The sequence below is a fragment of the Catenulispora sp. GP43 genome (genome assembly GCF_041260665.1).
In the GTDB taxonomy this organism is placed as follows: Bacteria; Actinomycetota; Actinomycetes; order Streptomycetales; family Catenulisporaceae; genus Catenulispora.
In genome coordinates, this window is sequence record NZ_JBGCCT010000023.1 from 26714 (window position 1) to 45083 (window position 18370).

Consider the following 18370-nt stretch of genomic DNA (forward strand, 5'->3'; position numbering starts at 1 on the left):
CATACGGATCAGGTGCCCTGGCGACGCCGACACTGCTATTCGGCGGTGGCGGTCGCGGGGCCCACGCCTGGCGGGGGGATGTGCAGGGCGATCAGCGCGACATCGTCGGGACTGGCGGTCGCCAGGCCGGCCAGCAGCTCGTCGCAGAAGAACTCCAGGGGCTCCCGGGCGAGCGCCGCGGCGTGCTGGCGCAGCCTGGCCAGGCCACGGTCCAAGCTCTCGCCGCGGCGTTCGATCAAGCCATCGGTGTACAGCACGAGCGTGGAGTTCGGCGGCAGGACCTCGGTGGCTTCTGGGCGGATACACGTGGCATCGATGCCCAGTAGCATGCTCCGGCCGCCGGTCAGGAAATGCGCGTCGCCCTCACTGGTGACCAGCACCGGGGGCGGATGGCCTGCGACGGCGTAGTTGAACTTCCATTGCTCGTGCGGGGCGTCCTTCTCCACCAGGCCGTAGATGCAGCTCAGGGTTTCGCCGTGGTAGAGGATGTGGTGGGCGGCATCCAACCGGGCGAGGATCTTCCCCGGCGGCTCCTTGCGGTCGCAGGCGACGCCGCGCAGCATGTTGCGGACCTGGCTCATCGTGACCGCGGCGCGCAGGTCATGCCCGGCGACATCCCCGATGATCACAGCGGTGGCGCCCTCGGGCAGGACGAACGCGTCATACCAGTCCCCACCGACCTCCGCCGGCTCCACAGCCGGCTGGTAGCGGGCCGCGATCTCCAGGGCCTGCACAGCGGGCAACTCCGGCAGCAGAGAACGCTGCAGCCGCTCGGCGATGCGTTGGACCTCGGTGTGCAGGAGGCCGTTGTCCACCGCCAGGGCGACCCGGTGGGCCAGGTCCTCGACCAACGGAAGATCGTCCTCTGTGAACGGCGCGGTGTCACCGCTGCGGACCAGCGTCAGCGCCCCGAAAACCTGCCGACGAGAGCGCAACGGCGCCAAGACCGCCGTGTGGGCCCCCAGGTGGGCGAACAGTTCCAACTCGACCGCGTGCAGCGGGTCGGCGGCGTGTTCCGGCTCGGGGAAATCCTTGACCAGTAGCGGGCCGGCGCCGCGCAGAGTCCGGGCCAGCGGCGCGGGCGAGTCGCCCGGAATCGGCGGCAGGGCGGCCTCGAAGAGCCCCGGGGGCAGCAGGTCGGGGTCCCGGTGCTCCACGACCTCACGGTGCAGGCAGCCGGCGTCGTCGACCAGATCGACCGCGCACCAGTCGGCCAGGCCGGGTACCAGCGTGCGGCACAGTCGGCGCAGCCCGGTCTCCAAGTTCATGGTGCTGGCCAGCGCGTCGTTGGCGTTGAGCAGCACCGTCAAGCGCCCCAGGGCGCCCTGCACAGCCTGCTCGATGTCGCCGCTCTCCGCGCCGGACGGCGCCGCGTCGCTCTTCTCGGGGTCCGTCGCAGCGTTCCCTTCTCAAAATCGATCAACCGGTGCCAACGTCAGGAGTTCCGCCGCACTCACGGTCACAACCAGCCTAGGCCACGCCCATCCCGCGGAACATTTGGCAGATCGAGCCGACCGAACACCCGTGTTCTGGGACAAATCGGCAATGACGCATATCGTCGTAGCAGGGGAAACGAATGGGGATGTGACGGTGAGCGAGCCGGTCATCGATTACCAGGCGGTGTTCCAGGCGCTGCCGGGAATGGTGGCGCTGTTGAAGCCGGACCTTGTGTATGCCGACGCGAACGAGGACTTTCTGCGCTTCTCCGGCCGTTCGCGCGAGCAGTTGATCGGCCACTACCTGTTCGAGGTGTTCCCCGACAACCCGAACGATCCCGAGGCCACCGGGGCGCGCAATCTGGAGGCGTCGCTGCGCCGGGTGCTGGCCAGCGGAGAGCGGGACACGATGGCGCTCCAGCGGTATGACGTGCAGTCGCGGGATCATCCGGGCGTGTGGGCGGAGCGGTTCTGGAGCCCGATCAACGCCCCGGTCAAGACCGAGGACGGGCGTGTGGTGCTGCTGGTGCATCGGGTGGAAGAGGTTACCGAGTTGATTCGCGCACGCAGTCGGACGGACGGGGACCGGACCCGCGTGCTGGAGGCCGAGCTGTACACCCGCGCCCGGGAACTGCAGCAGGTCAACGAGCGGCTTCGGCAGGCTCATACGCACGAACGGGAGGTCGCGCTCGCTCTGCAGGACGCGATGCTTCCGCCCCCGTTCATAGCGGATCACCATCAAGTCGCGGTGCGCTACCAACCCGCGGTCAGCGCGCTCAATGTCTGCGGGGACTGGTATGACCTGGTCGAACTTGACGGCGAGCAGATGGCGGTCGCGGTCGGAGACGTGGTCGGGAACGGCTTGGCGGCCGCGGGGGTGATGGGCCAGCTGCGCAGCGCGCTCAGCGCTGCCATGCGCGTCTCGGCCAGCCCGGCCCGGGCCTTGGAGGCGCTCGGACTGTACGCCCGGTCCGTCAAAGGCGCCGAGTCGACAACCGCGGTGTCGGTACACATCGACTGGGACTCCCTCAGCCTGACCTACAGCAGTGCCGGCCATCTTCCCCCTGCGCTGCTGCGTGGCGACGGCACGGTGGTGTTCCTGGACCAGGCGACCGACCCGCCGCTCGGGGCCCGCCTCGAACCCATGCCGCGCCCCGAGGCGAGGCAAGGCTTCACCGGCGGGGACGTACTGGTGCTGTACACAGACGGCTTGATCGAGCGACGCCGCGAGGACATCGACGTCGGCCTTGGCCGTCTCACGCGCGCCCTGATCTCACACCTCACGCTGCAACCGGAACAGCTGGCCGACGCACTCCTGCTCGACCTGCTTCCCACCGGCGGCGCCACCGATGACACCGCCCTTGTCGTCCTCCGCTTGTAGGCTCCAGGATCCTCGGCGGGCTGGTCAACCCCCGGTCAGGCCGCTCCGCGGCTGACGGGCTGTGCCGGGTCAGCCGGCCGCGCCGGCTTCCAACAGCGTCTCGAGCCGTAGGGCCAGAGCTGTGTCGCGGGCTCGTCCGGCATTGTGGACGGCGATCTCCAAAGCGCGGCGTTGCCCGACCACGACGATGGTCTTCTTCGCGCGGGTGACCATGGTGTACAGCAGGTTCCGGTGCAGCATGAGGGAGCCCGCCTCGGTGACCAGCGGGGCGACGACGTACGGGTACTCGCTGCCCTGGGATCGGTGGATGCTGACGGCGTAGGAGTGCAGCAGCTGGTCGAGCTCGTCGAAGTCGTACACGGCGATGTCGCCGTCGTCGGTGCGCAGTGTCACCAGGCGCCCCTGCGGGTCGATGCCGCTGATCACCGCGATCGTGCCGTTGAAGACGCCGGCACTGCCCTTGTCGGGGTTGTTCTTGATCGGCATCACCCGGTCGCCGACGCGGAACACCGAGGTCCCGGACCAGTACTCGGTCTTGTCCTCGGCCGCCGGGTTGAGGCGTTCCTGGATGGCTCGGCCCAGCGCCACGGTCCCGCAGTGTCCGCGCCTGGTCGGGGCCAGCACCTGGACGTCGGCCGCGGGGACGCCCTGTTTGGCGGGGATCTTGGCGCAGGCCAGCTCCACCACCTGCGCGGCGGCCTCAGCCGGGTCGTCGCAGTCCACGAACCAGAAGTCCCTGCTGTGCAGGTCCCGGTCCTCGGGCATCCGGCCGCGCCGGATCTGATGGGCGTTGGCGGTGATGGTCGAGCCGGTCTCCTGGCGGAAGACATGGGTCAGCTCGGTCCGGGCCACGCCGGGCACGGCCAGGATGTCGCGCAGCACCGCGCCCGGGCCGACCGACGGCAACTGGTCGACGTCGCCGACCAGCAGCAGATGAGTGCCGGGCACAGCGAGCTTGACCAGCCTGCGGGCCAGGAACACATCCAGCATCGAGGCCTCGTCCACGACGATCAGGTCGGCCATCATCGGCCCGTCGTCGAACAGTGCGCCAGGATCGGCCTCGGGCAGGTCGGCGACCAGGCGGTGCACGGTCATCGCGCGCATCCCGGTCAGCTCCGCCAGACGCCGCGCGGCTTTGCCGGTCGGCGCGGCGAGCGTCACCCTGCCGCCGCCGGAGCGCACGGCGGCGGCGACGGCCTTCACGGTGTGGCTCTTGCCGCAGCCCGGGCCGCCGGTGAGCACCGAGACGGTGGAGGTCAGCGCCATCGCCACCGCGGCGCGCTGGTCGGCGTGCAGGTCGGCGTGCAGGTCGGCGCCGCCGGGGGCTTCGGCCCGTTTGCGCACCGCCGGGGGCAGGTCGGAGTCGGCCGCGAGGAGTCGGGCGAGGAAGGACGCCAGCGAACGTTCGGTGGAATGCAGGGTCCGGGAGAAGACCACCGGCTCGTCGGAGTCCGGCTCACGCGGATCAGGTTCGATGACGACGGCTCTGGCGGCGACCAAGGTCTCCAACGCGGAGGTGAGCAGGTCGTGCTCCTGCCCGACCAAGCGACGGGCCGCGAGCAGAAGCCGGGCCCGCAGGACATAGCAGTGGCCCTCGCCGCGGGCGGCCTCCAGCCGGTCCAGCAGCGCGGCCCGCAAACGCTGTGGACTCTCCGCCGGGATCCCGGACGCGAGCGCGATCTTGTCGGCCGCGGCGAAGCCGATCCCGCGGACCTTCTCGATCAGCCGATACGGGTCGGTCCGGACGACGGCGAGCGACTCGGCCCCGAATTCGGTGTAGACCTTCGTGGCCAGCAGTGGTGAGATCCCGAAGCCCTGCAGGACGACCATGAGATCGCGGACCACCTTCTGCCCGATCCACGAGGCGGCGATCTTGTCGCGGCGTCCCGCGCCGATCCCATGCACCTCCAGGAGCCGGTCCGGGTCAGCGTCGATGACCTTCAACGTGTCCTCGCCGAAACGCTCGACGATCGCGCCGGCCAGCTTCGGCCCGATCCCCCGGATCAGTCCGGAGCCCAGGTACATGCGGATGCCCCGAACGTGCGAGGGCAGCACACACTCGCAGGACGCCACCGCGAACTGGTCGCCGTAGCGATGGTGTCGGGCCCAGCGACCGGACAGCTGCACCACGGCACCGGGCTGCACCCCGGCCAAGGCGGCACCTGCCGCTGTGAACTCACCGACCTCCTCGGAGGCGACCCGGGCGACGGTGTACTCGTCGGGACGCACGTGGATCAGATGCTCGACCGCACACTCGAACTGAATCAGCTGCTCGGTCGGTTCCATCCGTCTGCTGCCCTCCCGGCCGCCATCGACAGGCCATGCGCGACGACGGCACACCCTGATTGCGGAGTGTAGCCGCGTGAGGGCCAGGCATGGGCGAGCGAGCTGTCCGGCTGTGCGCTTCCGGTTCGCCACCGTACGCCGGCCGGTACCGAATCCGTGCCAAGAGATAATGCCGACTGGCGTCGGAACAGCCGGATCGGAAGTCGTGCGGCAAAGGGAGTCATGATGGCCAGGCGTGTCGTGATCGTCGACGACGATGCCGAGCCGGCGGCATCCACGCCGGAGCGGCACGTCTCCGTCGATGCGGCGCGCGCTCTGGCGTCCCGTCCTGCTGTGTTTCTTCCCGCCGACCCGCCGCGGGACGGCCGGGTGGCCTTCGTCGGCGAGGACGGCGGCGGCGAGGTGACCGTCGCGGAGTTCGTGACGACGACGAAGTCCGGTGCCCCGCGCAAGCGTCCCAAGGTCGTGCTGCGCTCGTCGCCGGCGCTGGTGCTGCCGGTCCAGACCGCGGTCCCGGTCCTGGCCCAGGCGCGCAAGCTGGCGTTGGACGATCCGTCGGCGGTGGCCGATCCGGCGTCCGTGTTCTGGGGCACCGCCGCGGTGCTCGCGTTGGGGCTGGTCGCCCGCGGCCGCCTGTTGCCGGGGGTGTCGCCATCGGGGTACGACGCCTGGCGGATCGGGCCGTTCGACGGTGAGGACGTCGAGCGGGTCCGGGACCTGGCCGCGCTCATGCCGCCGGCGGCTCGGGCCGTCCCGGTGCCCGGAGCAGTCGACGGCACGGTCTTGTTGCCTGAGACCGAGTCTTTGCTTCGGGCGTTCCTGGACGCCGTCGCCGATGTGCTGCCGCGGACGCCGGGTGCGGCGCGGATGGTGGGCGGTGGCGCCTTCGCGGCCTCCAGCGCCGAGGCGGTGCCGCATCTGCGGAGCTGGGCGGGCGAGGTCGCAGCAGGGATCGACGCCGGTGCCCGGGTGTCGTTGCGCCTGGAGATGCCCCACGACTCCGACGGCCGGTTCCGGGCGGTCACGCAGCTGCACAGCCTGGCCGACCCCACGGCGGTGCGGGATGTCGGCGCCGCGTGGACCTCGCTGGTCACCGGACCGGGCCGCGAAGCCGGGGCCCGAACGCAGATCGAAGTGCTGCTGACGGTGCGCCGGGCGGCGCGGGTGTGGCCCCCGCTGGCGCGGCTGCTGGCCACCGCGGCACCGGCGGTCCTGGAGCTTTCCGACGACGAGGTCTTCGACCTGCTCGGGGAGGCCGCGCCGAGGTTGTCGGCGGCCGGTGTCGACGTCCACCTGCCCAAGGAACTGGCCAGGAGTCTGACGGCGCGGGCGGTGCTGGACGCGCCGAAGCGGCCCGGGTCGGATCTGCGCTCGTACTTCGACACCGGTTCGCTGCTGGCCTTCCGCTGGGAGCTCGCCATAGGCGGGCAGGCGCTGACCGACGCGGAGATGGACCGGATCGCCGAGGCGGCCCGGCCGTTGGTACGGCTGCGCGATCAGTGGGTGGTGGTCGATGAGGCGCTGGCCCGCAAGGCCCGGCAGCGCGACCTGGCGCCGGTCGGCGCGATCGACGCTCTCGGGATCGCGCTGACCGGGACGGCCGAAGCGGACGGCCAGACCGTGCCGGTCCAGCTGAACGGCTGGCTGGCCGACCTCAAGGCACGGATCGCCGAGCCCGACGGCGGACAGGGTGAGATCGGACACGGTGAGATCGGGCAGGGCGCGATCGGGCAGCCTGAGGCGCTGCAGGCGACCCTGCGCGACTACCAGCTCCGCGGCCTGGACTGGCTGGACCGGATGACCACGCTCGGCCTGGGCGGCTGCCTGGCCGACGACATGGGCCTGGGCAAGACGATCACCTTGATCGCGCTGCATCTGCGGCGACAGCAGAACCCGGCGACCGCGCGGCCGACCCTGGTGGTCTGCCCGACGTCGTTGTTGGGCAACTGGGAGCGGGAGATCGAGCGTTTCGCCCCGGGCACACCGGTTCGCCGCTTCCACGGCGCCGACCGCGACGTGCAAGCGGTGCAGGGCGGCGAATTCGTCCTGACCACCTATGGCACTGCCCGTATCGACGCCGAACGGCTCGGCGGCGTGGACTGGGGCCTGCTCGCCGCCGACGAGGCACAGCATGTGAAGAACCCGTATTCGCACACGGCCAAAGCCTTGCGCACCATCGGTTCCGAGGCCCGCGTCGCCTTGACCGGCACGCCGGTGGAGAACAACTTGTCGGAGCTGTGGGCCCTGTTGGACTGGACCACCCCGGGCCTGCTCGGCCCCTTGCGGACATTCCGCTCCCGCTACGCCAAGGCAGTCGAGGCCGACCACGACCCGCAGACCACCGCGCGCCTGGCCGCGCTGGTGAAGCCGTTTCTGCTGCGCCGGCGCAAATCCGATCCGGGTATCGCCCCGGAGCTGCCGCCCAAGACCGAGACCGACCACCCGGTGGCGCTGACCCGCGAGCAGACGGCGCTCTACGAGGCGTTCGTGCGCGAGATGATGGAGCAGATCGCGGGCAGTTCCGGCATCGACCGGCGAGGCCTGATCCTCAAGCTGCTGACGGCACTCAAACAGATCTGCAACCACCCCGCGCAGTATTTGAAGGAAGACCCGGGCAAAACGGCGTTGCCGGGCCGCTCCGGCAAACTGGAGCTGTTGGACGAGCTGGTCGAAACGATCGTCGCCGAAGACGGTGCGGTGCTGGTGTTCTCGCAGTATGTGGCGATGAACCGGCTCATCGAGCGTCACCTGGACGACCGTGGGATCGCCCATCAGTTCCTCCACGGCCAGACGCCCGTCCGCAGCCGGGAGGACATGGTGCGCCGCTTCCAGGACGGCGAGGTCCCCGTCTTCCTGCTGTCGCTGAAGGCCGCCGGCGTCGGGCTCAACCTCACCCGGGCCGGACACGTGATCCATTACGACCGGTGGTGGAACCCCGCGGTGGAGGAACAGGCCACCGACCGCGCGTACCGCATCGGCCAGACCCAGCCGGTCCAGGTCCACCGCCTGATCGCCGAAGGCACCGTGGAGGACCGGATCGCCAAGGCCCTGAAGGAAAAGCGCGACCTGGCCGAAGCCGTGCTCACCGGAGGCGAGGCGGCGTTCACCGAACTGAGCGACGCCGAACTCGCCGACCTGGTCACGCTCAGGAGGGGGCGGTAGATGGCGCCGCGGAAGAAGGCAGCCAGCCCCGATGACGACCGCACACGGTCTTTTCCGGCCTTCCCACCGGCGGTGGGCTCCCGTACCGCGTTCGCCGGTTCATGGTGGGGACAGGCCTGGGTGGACGCGCTGGAGACGACGTCCATGGATGCCGCACGCCTGACCCGCGGCCGCACCTACGCCCGGCGCGGCGCGGTCGAGGACATCACCGTCACCCCCGGCCTGGCCAAGGCGAAAGTTCAGGGAAGCCGGCCACGTCCCTACACCTCGACGGTGGCGGTGAAGCAGCTCAGCGACGCGGACTGGGATCGTCTCCTGGACGCCGTCGCCTCGCGGGCCGCGCACATCGCCGCACTGCTCGACAAGGACATGCCGCCGGAGCTGCTCGACGACGCGAAAGCCGCCGGAGTGCGGCTGCTGCCCGCCGCCGGCGACCTCTCGCCCGACTGCTCCTGCCCTGACTGGGGCTGGCCGTGCAAACACGCATCCGCGCTGTGCTACCAGATCGCCCGGTTGCTGGACACCGATCCGTTCGTCCTGCTGTTGTTGCGCGGACGCGGCGAGCAGGAGCTGATGGAGGAGCTGCGAACCCGCAACGCCGCAGCCGCAGCCGCAGCCCATGACAGCGGCCCCGGCCGGCTCGGCACAGAAACCCCGAGGGTGGTGGGGGTCAGCGCCGTCGAGGCCTTCCACGCGGCACCGGGCGACCCCGCTGTATTCCTTGCGGGCATCACCGCGTTCGAAATCCCCGCCGTCCCCAGCGTTCCCGGACCGCCCCCGGTGCTGGCCGCGGCGACCGGCGAAGCCGTCGACGCCATCGCCCTGGAACGCCTCGCCGCCGACACCGCCGGCCGGGCCCACACACTGCGCACCTTGTACACCGGGTCCGACGAGCCCGCCGCGACGCCGCTGATGCCTCAGCTGACCGCCTGGCAAGACGCCGTACGCATGGCGGCGGAGGAAGACGAGGCAGCCTCCGAAGAGGTCTACGAACGCGTCCTTTCCGCCTACGATCTCGGCGACGTCCAGATGAGCATGTCGATCCTCGCCTGGCGCCAAGGCGGCCCCGCCGGGCTTTCCACGCTGGAGACCGCCTGGACGCCGGCCACGGCCGACAAGGCACGCGCCCGCCGATCATTCGAGGACTGGACTGCCGACGGCGACCCGCCCACACTGCGTGTCTGGCGCAACCGCTGGACCGCCGAAGCCGAGGGAGTCCAAATCCGCCTCGGGACCGACCACCGCTGGTATCCGTACCGCCGCGACCCCGCCGACGGTACTTGGTGGCCGCACGGCACCCCCGAACGCGACCCCGTATCCGCCCTGGCCACACTGCTCACCGACGCTGGCAAGCCAACCGAAGCGCGGCGTGTCGGGCGTTCCCTGTCCCGGTGAGGCGGATGTCGCGTGGTTGCGGGGACTTGAGCAGGGACGGCTGGGAAAGTCCGGCTATGAGCAGCCGCGCTGCGGCGTCCTCACCCGCGGTCCGTCCAATGGCCGCCCTCGGCGGCGATCGCCGAGGGCACCGGCACAGCAGGACCCGCCGGATCCGCCACAGCTGTCGCCCCGGCCTGGACCGGCACAATCCCCGGCAGGTCGGCGAAGGCCTGGGTGACGCCGGGATAACACAGCAGCACCTGCGAAAGCCCGGTGATCGACAGCACCTTGTGGGTCACCGCACCGACCGCGCACAAGCGGAGCCAGCCGCCGGACTCGACCGCACGGTGGTGGATCCGCAGCAACGCCGCCAATCCCGCACAGTCGCAGAATCCGAGCCCGGACAAGTCGGCGACCAGGTACGCCGGGCACGACGCGCCGAGGCGCCCGACATGGTCGGTCAACACCGGGGCAGAGGCTATGTCCAGCTCCCCGACGAGGACGAGGACCCGACCGGGGCCGTCGGCATGACTGCTGACCCGCAGCAGCCCGCTCGGCGCGCTATGACGTGCAGCCGACCGTGGATGACGATCATGCGGTGCGCGGGGTCCGACGAGGAAATCGTCCATGATCGACTCCGGAGACTGGCACAGAGCGGTTTCACGTCTCCGGGGTCTGGGGGGACCGGCCCAGATCGCCGGGCTCACAGCCAGGATAGAACAACCGGGCGAACAAAGCTCGCCCAAGCGGTAATACGCCACCCCGTCCATGAATGATGCGGCCGTGTTTCTCCGAGATGCCCTCCAGAAGCAGCTCTCCGCCCCGTCCAAAGCATACGCCGGCATCGCCGGCAAACCTATGAATGAGAATTCAGTGCGAGTAGGCTGCAACTAGCGGATCCACCTCCCCGGACCTTGGCGGCCGACCCCGCGCGTCATCCATGAGACGACGATCCTTGGGGAGCGATGGACATGGCCTTCACCGTGTTGCACGGCGACGACGCCGAGAGCATGATCATCCAACGACTTTTCAGCACGAGCATGGACATACATTCAACGCTCCAACTCGTCCAAGACGCCTCGACCACAAAGCTGCTCCACGAGGCGATCGACCGGCTGGACCATGCGATCAGCCAGGTCCGTATTCATGCGTTCGACGAACAGCGGGCATAGCGGCCGCAGCTTCCCGGGTTCGACGGCTCAGGGCGTGATCCAGAGACGAGATCGAGTCAAGGAGCGGGTCAGCGGGTCGCGGCTGGCGCGCGAGAGTGAAATCCGAGGAAGGGCCAGTCCATCCTGCGCAAAAATGCAAAATCTGATCCCCGGCTCGCGGACCCCGCGCAGCCGGTCCAGCCGGAACACCACGCGGCGCTGATACTGCCGCACAATAGCGATTCCGAGATTCGGTACAACGATCGCCTCCTGAACGCTTCAATCGTCAGCGTCAGTGTTAGCCTGGCGCGCTTTCAGTGGACCATCGACGGGGTGTGGCGGACAGGGCCGCAAGGCCCGGTCGGTCAGTCCGATGGCCCCTTTTCGAGGGATACGGCGACACAGCGGCCCCCCGGATGACGGTCCGGCCGGCCGCCCGGGGCTTCGCGGGCGTCGCCCGGCGAATGTCCCGGAACGCCCGGGCCGTTCGGCCCTGACCGTCTCCTGCCCGGCGACCGAGTCTGGAAGAAGCCTGATTCACGCACTGGAGAGGAGCACGACCATGACCGGACCCGTGGTCGTCGGCGTCGACGACTTCGAACACGGCGACCGCCTGATCGCCGTGGCCGTCCGGGAGGCGGAGCTGCGCGGCGTTGCGCTGTGGCTGGCCCACGCCTACCACGGCTACGCCCCGGTGACCCAGGGCGTCCCGCCGGGCTTCACACCCGAGCAGATACTGCGCGACGCAGCCGAGGAACAGTTGAGCGTGATCGCGGCGAAGGTCCGCGCGGAGCACCCTGACCTGCATGTGGAGATCGCTGCCATGTCCGGCCCGGCAGCTCCGGCCCTGGCACAGCTGGCGAACCTGGCCTCGCTGTTGGTCGTCGGCGGCCGGGGCCGCGGTGGCCTGACCGGGCAGCTGCTGGGATCGGTGTCGCTGGGCGTGCTCGCCCACGCCCACGGCCCGGTGCTGGTGGCACGCGGCTCCTGCGAGCGGGCCACGCAACGCGTCATGCTCGGCATCGACGTCGCCCAGGATCCGCGCACGGGCCCGGAAGTCCTGGAGTTCGCGTTCAAGGAGGCCGCCCGCCGCTCCGCCATCCTGTATGCCTTCTACGCCTGGGAGGACCCTGCGGATCTCTACGCCTACGGCGCGAAGATCTTCACGCACGCCCAGCACGCCGCGGCGCTGAAGCACGGCCGGGAAAGGCTGGAGACGGCGCTGGCGCCCTGGAAGCAGATGTTCCCCCGGGTACAGGTGACCGCCGATGTTGTGGCCGGGCTGCCGGCCAAGCTGCTCGTGGAAGCCACCGGCCTGGCCGACCTGGTGGTCATCGGTGGCCGCGCGCACGAGGGCAGGGACGGAATGCGAGTCGGCGCGATCGCCCACACGGTGCTGCACCACGCGGACTGCCCGGTCGCGATCATTCCCGAGAACTGACCCGTGCGAGCGCCCCGTAGCGGCCGGAAGGGCCGGTACGGGGCGCTTCCCTCGCCTTCACGCCGACCAGCACCGGGCAGCAGGCCTCGGACAGGGCGCGCATGGAGGTGGAGCCGATGGATCCGCCCGTCCGGCTCGACATCCGGGGTGCGGTCCGGACCGCGCTCGCGCCGTACACGTTCCTCGCACCCGCCAAGGACGTGATCTTCCTGTGGCGCAGGGCAGCCTGATCCCTCGGCTCGAACGAGAAGGGTCTTTCGGCCCGTCGCCCACAGGCAACTCGGCATTACCGTCGCCTCAGGACATCGATGCGTGCCACGGGAGGCTGGGCAGTGGCTGCCGCACCACTGAGACGAGCGCGACGGCGGGCCCGCACCGGCAGTGCCGTGCTCACTTTCGGCCGGCAGCGGTCAAGCGGAGACACCGAGCAGATTCTTGGAAAGTAGGGCCCAAAGACCCTTCTGCCCGCATCCGGGCCGCGGTGACGATCGAGTCATGACCGTGGGACAGCGCATGGAGCGCTTCACAGAGGCCGAGGCCTTGGACCTCGCCGCGACTGTACCGGTCGGCCGGATCGTCTACAGCCGCTACGCGCTGCCGGCTGTCTTCATCGTCAACTTCCGGCTGGACGGCCGCGACCCGGTGTTCCGGACCCGCAAGGGCTCGATGTTCGGCGCCGGCGTGGCCGAGACCGTCGTCGCCTTCGAAGTCGACCGGATCGACGAGGCGGCACACGAGGGCTGGTATGTGACCTTCCTGGGCCGCGCCAAGCTGATCACCAGCCCGGCTGAGCAGACCCGGCTGGCCGGGCTGGGCGTCGATCCGTGGGCGCCGGGCGAGCGGGAGCGCTACATCAAGATCGCGACCGAGAAGGTCGTCGCGCGGCGATCCCGCACCACCCCGACGACGAGCACGACGGGTGAGAGCCGGTGGCGGGAGTCCTGGGCGGCCCGGCACGGCACGCTCCTGGGACCGATGAGCCAAACACGGCGGCACGCAGTGCCCTGTCACGTGATAGCGGGGTCTGACGGACCGCGCCGGGAGAGGGTTCCGACGTTGCCGCATGTCCACATACAAACTCTCGGACACCATCACCGACGAGGCCGCCGTACTGCTGGCGGACATCCTGCCCACCGCCTACGAAGTCGGCACCTCAACGGCCGGGTACAGCCCGGCGACACCGCCGGAACTGATCAGGGACAGAGAGGATGATGGCCATGTATCGGAAGTGGCCGGCGGCACTGCTCGCCGGCGGCCTGCTCGGCTTCGCCGCCGCGGCCTACCCGGCCCTGTGGCGGGACCGCTGCTTGAACTGGGGCGCCCGGGACGACGAGGTCTCCCGGGAGATGCCCGGCGACAAGCTCCTGCCCGAGGCCCCGGTGGTGACCACCAGGGCGATCGGCGTCGCCGCGCCCGCCTCGGCGATCTGGCCGTGGCTGGTGCAGATGGGGCCCGGACGCGGCGGCGCCTACACCTACGACTGGATCGAAAACCTTCTCGGCCTGAACATGCACAGCGCGGACGAGATCGTCCCCGGACTCCAAACCCTCGCCGCCGGCGACGAGATCCCGCTCGGTGACAAGCTGCGAATGCGCGTCGAAGTCCTCGAACCCGAACACGCGATGGTGATGCGCTCCGATGACGGCACATGGGTATGGGCATTCGGGCTCTACCCCGAGGCCCCGTCGGCGCCGGGCGCCGGCCTGACCCGTCTGGTCAGCCGCAACCGGATCCAGGACCCGAGGACCGGCATGGTGGCCAGCGCGTTGTCCATGTACCTCATGGAGCCGGGCAGCCTGGTCATGGAGCGGAAGATGCTGCACGGGATCAAGGAACGGGCCGAGCGTCTTGCTTCCTGAGAAGGACCGTACGCCAGCCGGAACTCCTCCGAGCGATGTACACGGTCCAGAACCGGGTGAGGCTCACGACGGAATCCGGGCCCTTCGGCCTTGCCGCACAGGGGACAACGGCCGTTCCGTGGGACGCGGCGGCCGAGGCAGGCTGATATCAGGACCCGTCCCGGCGGTCGCGTCGGCCCTGCGAGGAGAAGCAATGACACACGTGTGGATAAGCACTTCGGAAGGCGACCTCCTGCGCGCCGACCAGGTTCGGCAGATCAACCTCGTCGAGGGCCTGCGCGTCGTGACCACCAGCGGCAGCCAGTTCCTGCTCGCCGAAGTCCAGGGACACGAGGCCACCTTGGCCGCCGCCCGCGCCCTGGCGACCGCGATGGCCGACGCGGCGGCGTCGTCCCACGCGGCCGAGATCGACATCTCGCGCGAGGGGGTCGGCTGGAAGGTGCACCTGACAGCCATGGCGGAGCAATCATGATGATGTGTCACGGCAGCGGCCGCGGCTGGATTCTCGGCTGGAACTAGATCCTGACGGCCGCCTGGTCGGCATAGTCACGCCGTCCGAACTCAGCCGGGCGCTGCGCTGGGCGCAGGTGAACCGGCCCTGAAACGGGGGCCTCGGGGTGGGTCCCCGGCGCCGACGTCCACCGCACGGCAAAACGGCCCGTACAGTACGGGCCGTTTTGAATCTGACAGCAAAGGAACCTGCAAGGTGGGCTCCCTTCGCCGGAACCCTCCGGCTCAGGTGGTGGAGGTCGCCTTCCAGCCTCGTCAGCCTTCCAGCTTCTCAGCCCGTCTGGTCACGCGATCCCGTTCCTTTCAAGATCGCATTCCGTGTCAGGCTCCCTCGCTCGCCCTGCAGGTCCACTCCTGACGTTAGTCCTTATCCGCGGCTCCACCAGGGCCGAAAGACCTGTTTCCAGACAGTCGGAGACCATCTGCCCCGGCCACGCCCGATCCGCACGTTCGAACCGGACCCGTTGATCGCCTGACCGCGCCGCTACGAGAAACGGACCAGCCCTCCCCACCTGCACGGACGACATTCTCGGCACCGACAGGGTTCTAGCCGCGAACCAGCCTGCGGAACGTCGCCATGATCGGCACGACGGCCAGGGCGGCGACGCCCACCGCGATCAGGACGGCGTTCCCGGCCGGGACGTGCGGCGCCGGGCTGCCGGTGAACGCGCGGTCCACGGCTGCCAGGGTCCCCGCGCACACGACGGCACCCACGGCGATACCGCCCAGGGCCACGAACCCAGCCTGCCAGGCGAACATCGCTCTGAGCTGCCGCCGCTCGGCCCCGATGCGGCCCAGCATGTGCACCTGCCGGCGGCGCTCCAGGGTGGACACCACCAGGGTGTTGATCATCGTGGCCGCGGCGAGCACGGCGATCACCGCGAGGATGAGGTTGTCACCGAAGTTGTTCATCGCGTTGTCTTTCTGCACCCGCGCGTCGGCGCCCTGCTTGTCGACCACCTGTACCCCGGGCAGTGTCGCCGCTACGGACTTGAGCTGTCCGGCGTCGCCGCCGTCCACCAGGATCCGGTTGTAGGCCGCGGCGGTGCCGGTGTGGCCGGTCGCGGCCGCCTCCGGGAGGAGGACGTCGCCGAGGGCGAGCGAGCGTGCGTAGATCGCGCTGACCGTTCCGGAGTAGGGCGTGCCGTCCGGGAGGTACACCTTGACCTTCGATCCGACGCGCACCTTCATGGCGTCCGGGGAGGCCTCCAGCGCGCTCAGGGCGATCTGGCCGGGCTTGAGCTCGGCGAGGCTGCCGGCGGTGACGCCGAGGTCGAGCAGGCCGCCGACCGGGCCGGCGGACAGGACCGCGCCGCCCGCGGACCGCAGATCCGGGTCTGACACCACCAGGTCCGTCGTCTCGACGCCGGCGACCGCCGTCACGCCCGGCAGCGCCCGGATCCGGTCGGCGGCCACGGCGTCCAGGCCGGGGCCTTCGAGGAGGTGCTCGGCGGTGACGGAGCGCGCGGCCTGGGTCGTCGTCGCGTGCGCGATCGTGGTGTCGGAGAACTGCACCGCGCCGGTCATGGCCACCGCCATGGCGACCGGGACGATCGCGGACGACGTCCGGCGCGGCAGAGCCCTTATACCGGCCAGGGCGAGCCGGGCCGACGGGCCGCTGCGGACGAGGGGACGCAGCACCGCGACGGACAGCCGGACGAGGACCGGGCCGAGCAGCGCGGCCGCGGTCATGCCGAGCAGCAGCATCGGCATCGCCAGGGAGAGCTGGCCGCCCGCACCGTTCTGGTTCATGGTGGCGAAGTCCAGGACGACGACGCCAGCCGCCACGCCCAGCCCGAGCAGCGTGCGGATCACGCCGGGCCGCCGCGACTCCGTCTGCCCCTCCCGCACCGCCTGCGCCGGGCTGACGCGGGACGCGCGGCGGGCCGCGGCCATTCCGCTGAGCACACAGACCGGCAGCAGGATCGCCAGCACGATCGGGATGACTCGGAGCTCGACCGAGGCCGTGGCGCCGGGTGGGAGGATCCCGTGGCCGGCCAGGATGTCGACGGCGGCGAAGCCCAGAAGCGTGCCCGGCAGGAAGCCGAGCAGGGTGCCGGCCAGCGCGATCAACGCCTGCTCTAGCAGGATCGCGGTGCGTATCTGCCCGCGTTTGGCGCCGATCGCGCGCAACAGGGCGAAGCGGCCACGGCGCATGTTCACCGACAGCGCGGTGGTACCGGCGAGTGCGAACAGGGCGGAGCCGATCAGCAGCGGGAACACGGCTGACGCGAACTCGTTGCCGGTGCTGCGGTCGATGGCGACCGTCGGGTCGGCGAGGTCGCCGCGGTCCGCGCCGGTGGCGATCGTGTAACCGGCGCCGCCGGGCAGGGCGGTTTTGATCCGGGCGGCGAGCGTGCCGGGACCGACACCCGGCGCGGCCTTCACCGCGACGAGGTCGACGACGCCCGGGCGGTGCGTTCCGGAGGGGAAGCCGGTCTCGCCGGTCGCCGCGGCGACGCCGGGCACCCGGGCCAGGTCGGCGGCCAGCGTCTCGGGAACGCCGCGATAGGCCGGGAGCGGCACGCTGATGTCGGCGCTGCGCACCTTGGTGTCGCCCGCCACGACGACGTCAGCGCTTGCCAGCCGGCCGGGCGACGCTGGGGTATGCGACCACAGGACGGACAAGGCGGCGATGATGAGGACGGCGGTGAGGGTGGCGGCTATCAGGGTTCCGACGACGGGGCCGGGGCGACGGCGCAGGCCTGCAAGGCGCCAGCTGCCGGTTTTCCAGCCGCCGGTCTTCCAGCCGCCGGTGGTCCAGTCGTTCGTCCCGGTCGCGCTCATCGGTCGCCGCCTTCAGCCGCAACCGCAGCCGCAGCCGCGCTGACGCCGGCTTTGCGCGCGCCATACGCCGCGCGGGCGTCCGCCCGGGCCCCGTACTCGTACAGCCGCGCGGCCACCATCGCGGGATCGGGCGCGGTCACCACCGCCTCGATCCGGCCGCCGTCCACGAAGACCGCCTGATCGCAGAAGCGCACGACCTGCGGGTCGTGGGTGACGATCACGACTGTCGCGCCGTCGGCGGTCTCCCGCAGCAGGCTCAGCACGTTGTGCGCGGTATAGGGGTCGAGCGCGCCGGTCGGCTCGTCGGCGAAGATCACCTCCGGCCGCGAGACCAGCGCCCGCGCGATCGCCGCCCTCTGCTGCTGCCCGCCCGACAGCTCCGACGGCAGCCGCCGCAGATGCCCGGCGGTCAGTCCGACGCGCGCCGCCGCGTCCGCGATCCCGTCCCGCTCCACCCGCCGGTGGCCCAGCCGCAGTGGCAACGCGATGTTCTCGGCGATCGTCAGTTCCGGGACCAAGTTCAGCCCCTGGAACACGAACCCGATCCGCTGCCGCCGCAACACCGTCTGTCGCCGATCGGACAGCGCCTCGAGGTCCTTGCCACACAGGTGCACCGAACCCGAGCTCGGCTTCTCCAGTCCCGCGGCGCACTGCAGCAGCGTCGACTTCCCGGATCCGGACGCCCCCAGCACGGCGGTGAACGACCCGGCCGCGAACGCGAGCGACACCCCGTCCAGCGCGGTCACCCGCCCGCGGCCCCGTCCGTAGTACTTGGTCACGCCGTCCAGACGGACCGGGGCGACGGGGTGTTCGTATTCGTATCCTGCGAAAGGCGCGCCAGTTGTGGTTGCGGTCATGGACTCCAGCATGATCGTCAAGCGTCGCCGAACCCACCGGGTACGCCACCGAATCCGGGGTGGGGTTAACCGGGGGGCCGGGGCAGGGGCGGCCGCAGCATCGGCCCGTGACGCGAGCGGCGC

At 70.4% G+C, this 18370-nt stretch carries 13 protein-coding genes; 8 read left to right on the forward strand and 5 right to left on the reverse strand.

What is annotated here, in order from left to right; all coding sequences use genetic code 11:
* Positions 1–35 precede the first annotated feature (35 nt).
* Positions 36–1331: a PP2C family protein-serine/threonine phosphatase gene (locus ABH926_RS36225; RefSeq protein WP_370370468.1), complete on the reverse strand. Its 1296-nt coding sequence runs from the start codon at positions 1329–1331 to the stop codon at positions 36–38.
* A gap of 259 nt (positions 1332–1590) precedes the next feature.
* Between ABH926_RS36225 and ABH926_RS36230 the strand changes: the two genes are divergently transcribed.
* Positions 1591–2817: a PP2C family protein-serine/threonine phosphatase gene (locus tag ABH926_RS36230; protein ID WP_370370469.1), complete on the forward strand. Its 1227-nt coding sequence runs from the start codon at positions 1591–1593 to the stop codon at positions 2815–2817.
* Between the two features lie 69 nt (positions 2818–2886).
* On the opposite strand, the gene ABH926_RS36235 is transcribed toward ABH926_RS36230, so the two are convergent.
* Positions 2887–5103, reverse strand: coding sequence for an ATP-dependent RecD-like DNA helicase (locus ABH926_RS36235; RefSeq protein ID WP_370370470.1), 2217 nt, complete (start codon positions 5101–5103; stop codon positions 2887–2889).
* A 225-nt stretch (positions 5104–5328) separates the two neighbouring features.
* Here ABH926_RS36235 and ABH926_RS36240 point away from each other — a divergent pair, with 225 nt between their 5' ends.
* The gene (locus ABH926_RS36240; protein WP_370370607.1) at positions 5329–8265 is read left to right on the forward strand and encodes a DEAD/DEAH box helicase; all 2937 of its coding nucleotides are present in this window, start codon (positions 5329–5331) and stop codon (positions 8263–8265) included.
* 144 nt (positions 8266–8409) lie between these two features.
* Positions 8410–9660 carry an SWIM zinc finger family protein gene (locus tag ABH926_RS36245; RefSeq protein WP_370370471.1) on the forward strand — a complete coding sequence of 417 codons (1251 nt, stop codon included), beginning with the start codon at positions 8410–8412 and terminating at the stop codon, positions 9658–9660.
* 80 nt (positions 9661–9740) lie between these two features.
* Here ABH926_RS36245 and ABH926_RS36250 read toward each other — a convergent pair whose 3' ends face one another.
* Complete coding sequence (locus ABH926_RS36250) at positions 9741–10487, reverse strand: STAS domain-containing protein (protein WP_370370608.1); 747 nt, start codon at positions 10485–10487, stop codon at positions 9741–9743.
* A gap of 126 nt (positions 10488–10613) precedes the next feature.
* Here ABH926_RS36250 and ABH926_RS36255 point away from each other — a divergent pair, with 126 nt between their 5' ends.
* The 5 genes from ABH926_RS36255 (at position 10614) to ABH926_RS36275 (ending at position 14565) form a co-directional block, all read left to right on the forward strand.
* On the forward strand, positions 10614–10814 hold the full coding sequence (locus ABH926_RS36255; protein ID WP_370370472.1) for a hypothetical protein: 201 nt from the start codon (positions 10614–10616) through the stop codon (positions 10812–10814).
* A gap of 541 nt (positions 10815–11355) precedes the next feature.
* Positions 11356–12234 carry a universal stress protein gene (locus ABH926_RS36260; RefSeq protein WP_370370473.1) on the forward strand — a complete coding sequence of 293 codons (879 nt, stop codon included), beginning with the start codon at positions 11356–11358 and terminating at the stop codon, positions 12232–12234.
* 495 nt (positions 12235–12729) lie between these two features.
* Positions 12730–13446 carry a pyridoxamine 5'-phosphate oxidase family protein gene (locus tag ABH926_RS36265; protein ID WP_370370474.1) on the forward strand — a complete coding sequence of 239 codons (717 nt, stop codon included), beginning with the start codon at positions 12730–12732 and terminating at the stop codon, positions 13444–13446.
* 5 nt (positions 13447–13451) lie between these two features.
* On the forward strand, positions 13452–14093 hold the full coding sequence (locus tag ABH926_RS36270) for an SRPBCC family protein (RefSeq protein ID WP_370370475.1): 642 nt from the start codon (positions 13452–13454) through the stop codon (positions 14091–14093).
* A 193-nt stretch (positions 14094–14286) separates the two neighbouring features.
* On the forward strand, positions 14287–14565 hold the full coding sequence (locus ABH926_RS36275; RefSeq protein WP_370370476.1) for a hypothetical protein: 279 nt from the start codon (positions 14287–14289) through the stop codon (positions 14563–14565).
* A 584-nt stretch (positions 14566–15149) separates the two neighbouring features.
* Here ABH926_RS36275 and ABH926_RS36280 read toward each other — a convergent pair.
* Both ABH926_RS36280 and ABH926_RS36285 read right to left on the reverse strand, forming a co-directional pair.
* Positions 15150–17390, reverse strand: coding sequence for an FtsX-like permease family protein (locus ABH926_RS36280; RefSeq protein WP_370370477.1), 2241 nt, complete (start codon positions 17388–17390; stop codon positions 15150–15152).
* The gene (locus tag ABH926_RS36285; RefSeq protein WP_370370478.1) at positions 17387–18247 is read right to left on the reverse strand and encodes an ABC transporter ATP-binding protein; all 861 of its coding nucleotides are present in this window, start codon (positions 18245–18247) and stop codon (positions 17387–17389) included. The genes ABH926_RS36280 and ABH926_RS36285 overlap by 4 nt, the downstream gene beginning before the upstream one ends.
* Positions 18248–18370 lie beyond the last annotated feature (123 nt).

Excerpts from the sequence above, each read along its gene's own strand:
- ABH926_RS36235 (WP_370370470.1), bottom strand. The coding sequence starts at position 5,103 with ATGGAACCGACCGAGCAGCTGATTCAGTTCGAGTGTGCGGTCGAGCAT.
- ABH926_RS36240 (WP_370370607.1), top strand. The coding sequence starts at position 5,329 with ATGGCCAGGCGTGTCGTGATCGTCGACGACGATGCCGAGCCGGCGGCA.
- ABH926_RS36245 (WP_370370471.1), top strand. The coding sequence starts at position 8,410 with ATGGATGCCGCACGCCTGACCCGCGGCCGCACCTACGCCCGGCGCGGC.
- ABH926_RS36250 (WP_370370608.1), bottom strand. The coding sequence starts at position 10,487 with ATGCCGGCGTATGCTTTGGACGGGGCGGAGAGCTGCTTCTGGAGGGCA.
- ABH926_RS36255 (WP_370370472.1), top strand. The coding sequence starts at position 10,614 with ATGGCCTTCACCGTGTTGCACGGCGACGACGCCGAGAGCATGATCATC.
- ABH926_RS36260 (WP_370370473.1), top strand. The coding sequence starts at position 11,356 with ATGACCGGACCCGTGGTCGTCGGCGTCGACGACTTCGAACACGGCGAC.
- ABH926_RS36265 (WP_370370474.1), top strand. The coding sequence starts at position 12,730 with ATGACCGTGGGACAGCGCATGGAGCGCTTCACAGAGGCCGAGGCCTTG.
- ABH926_RS36270 (WP_370370475.1), top strand. The coding sequence starts at position 13,452 with ATGTATCGGAAGTGGCCGGCGGCACTGCTCGCCGGCGGCCTGCTCGGC.
- ABH926_RS36275 (WP_370370476.1), top strand. The coding sequence starts at position 14,287 with ATGACACACGTGTGGATAAGCACTTCGGAAGGCGACCTCCTGCGCGCC.
- ABH926_RS36280 (WP_370370477.1), bottom strand. The coding sequence starts at position 17,390 with ATGAGCGCGACCGGGACGAACGACTGGACCACCGGCGGCTGGAAGACC.
- ABH926_RS36285 (WP_370370478.1), bottom strand. The coding sequence starts at position 18,247 with ATGACCGCAACCACAACTGGCGCGCCTTTCGCAGGATACGAATACGAA.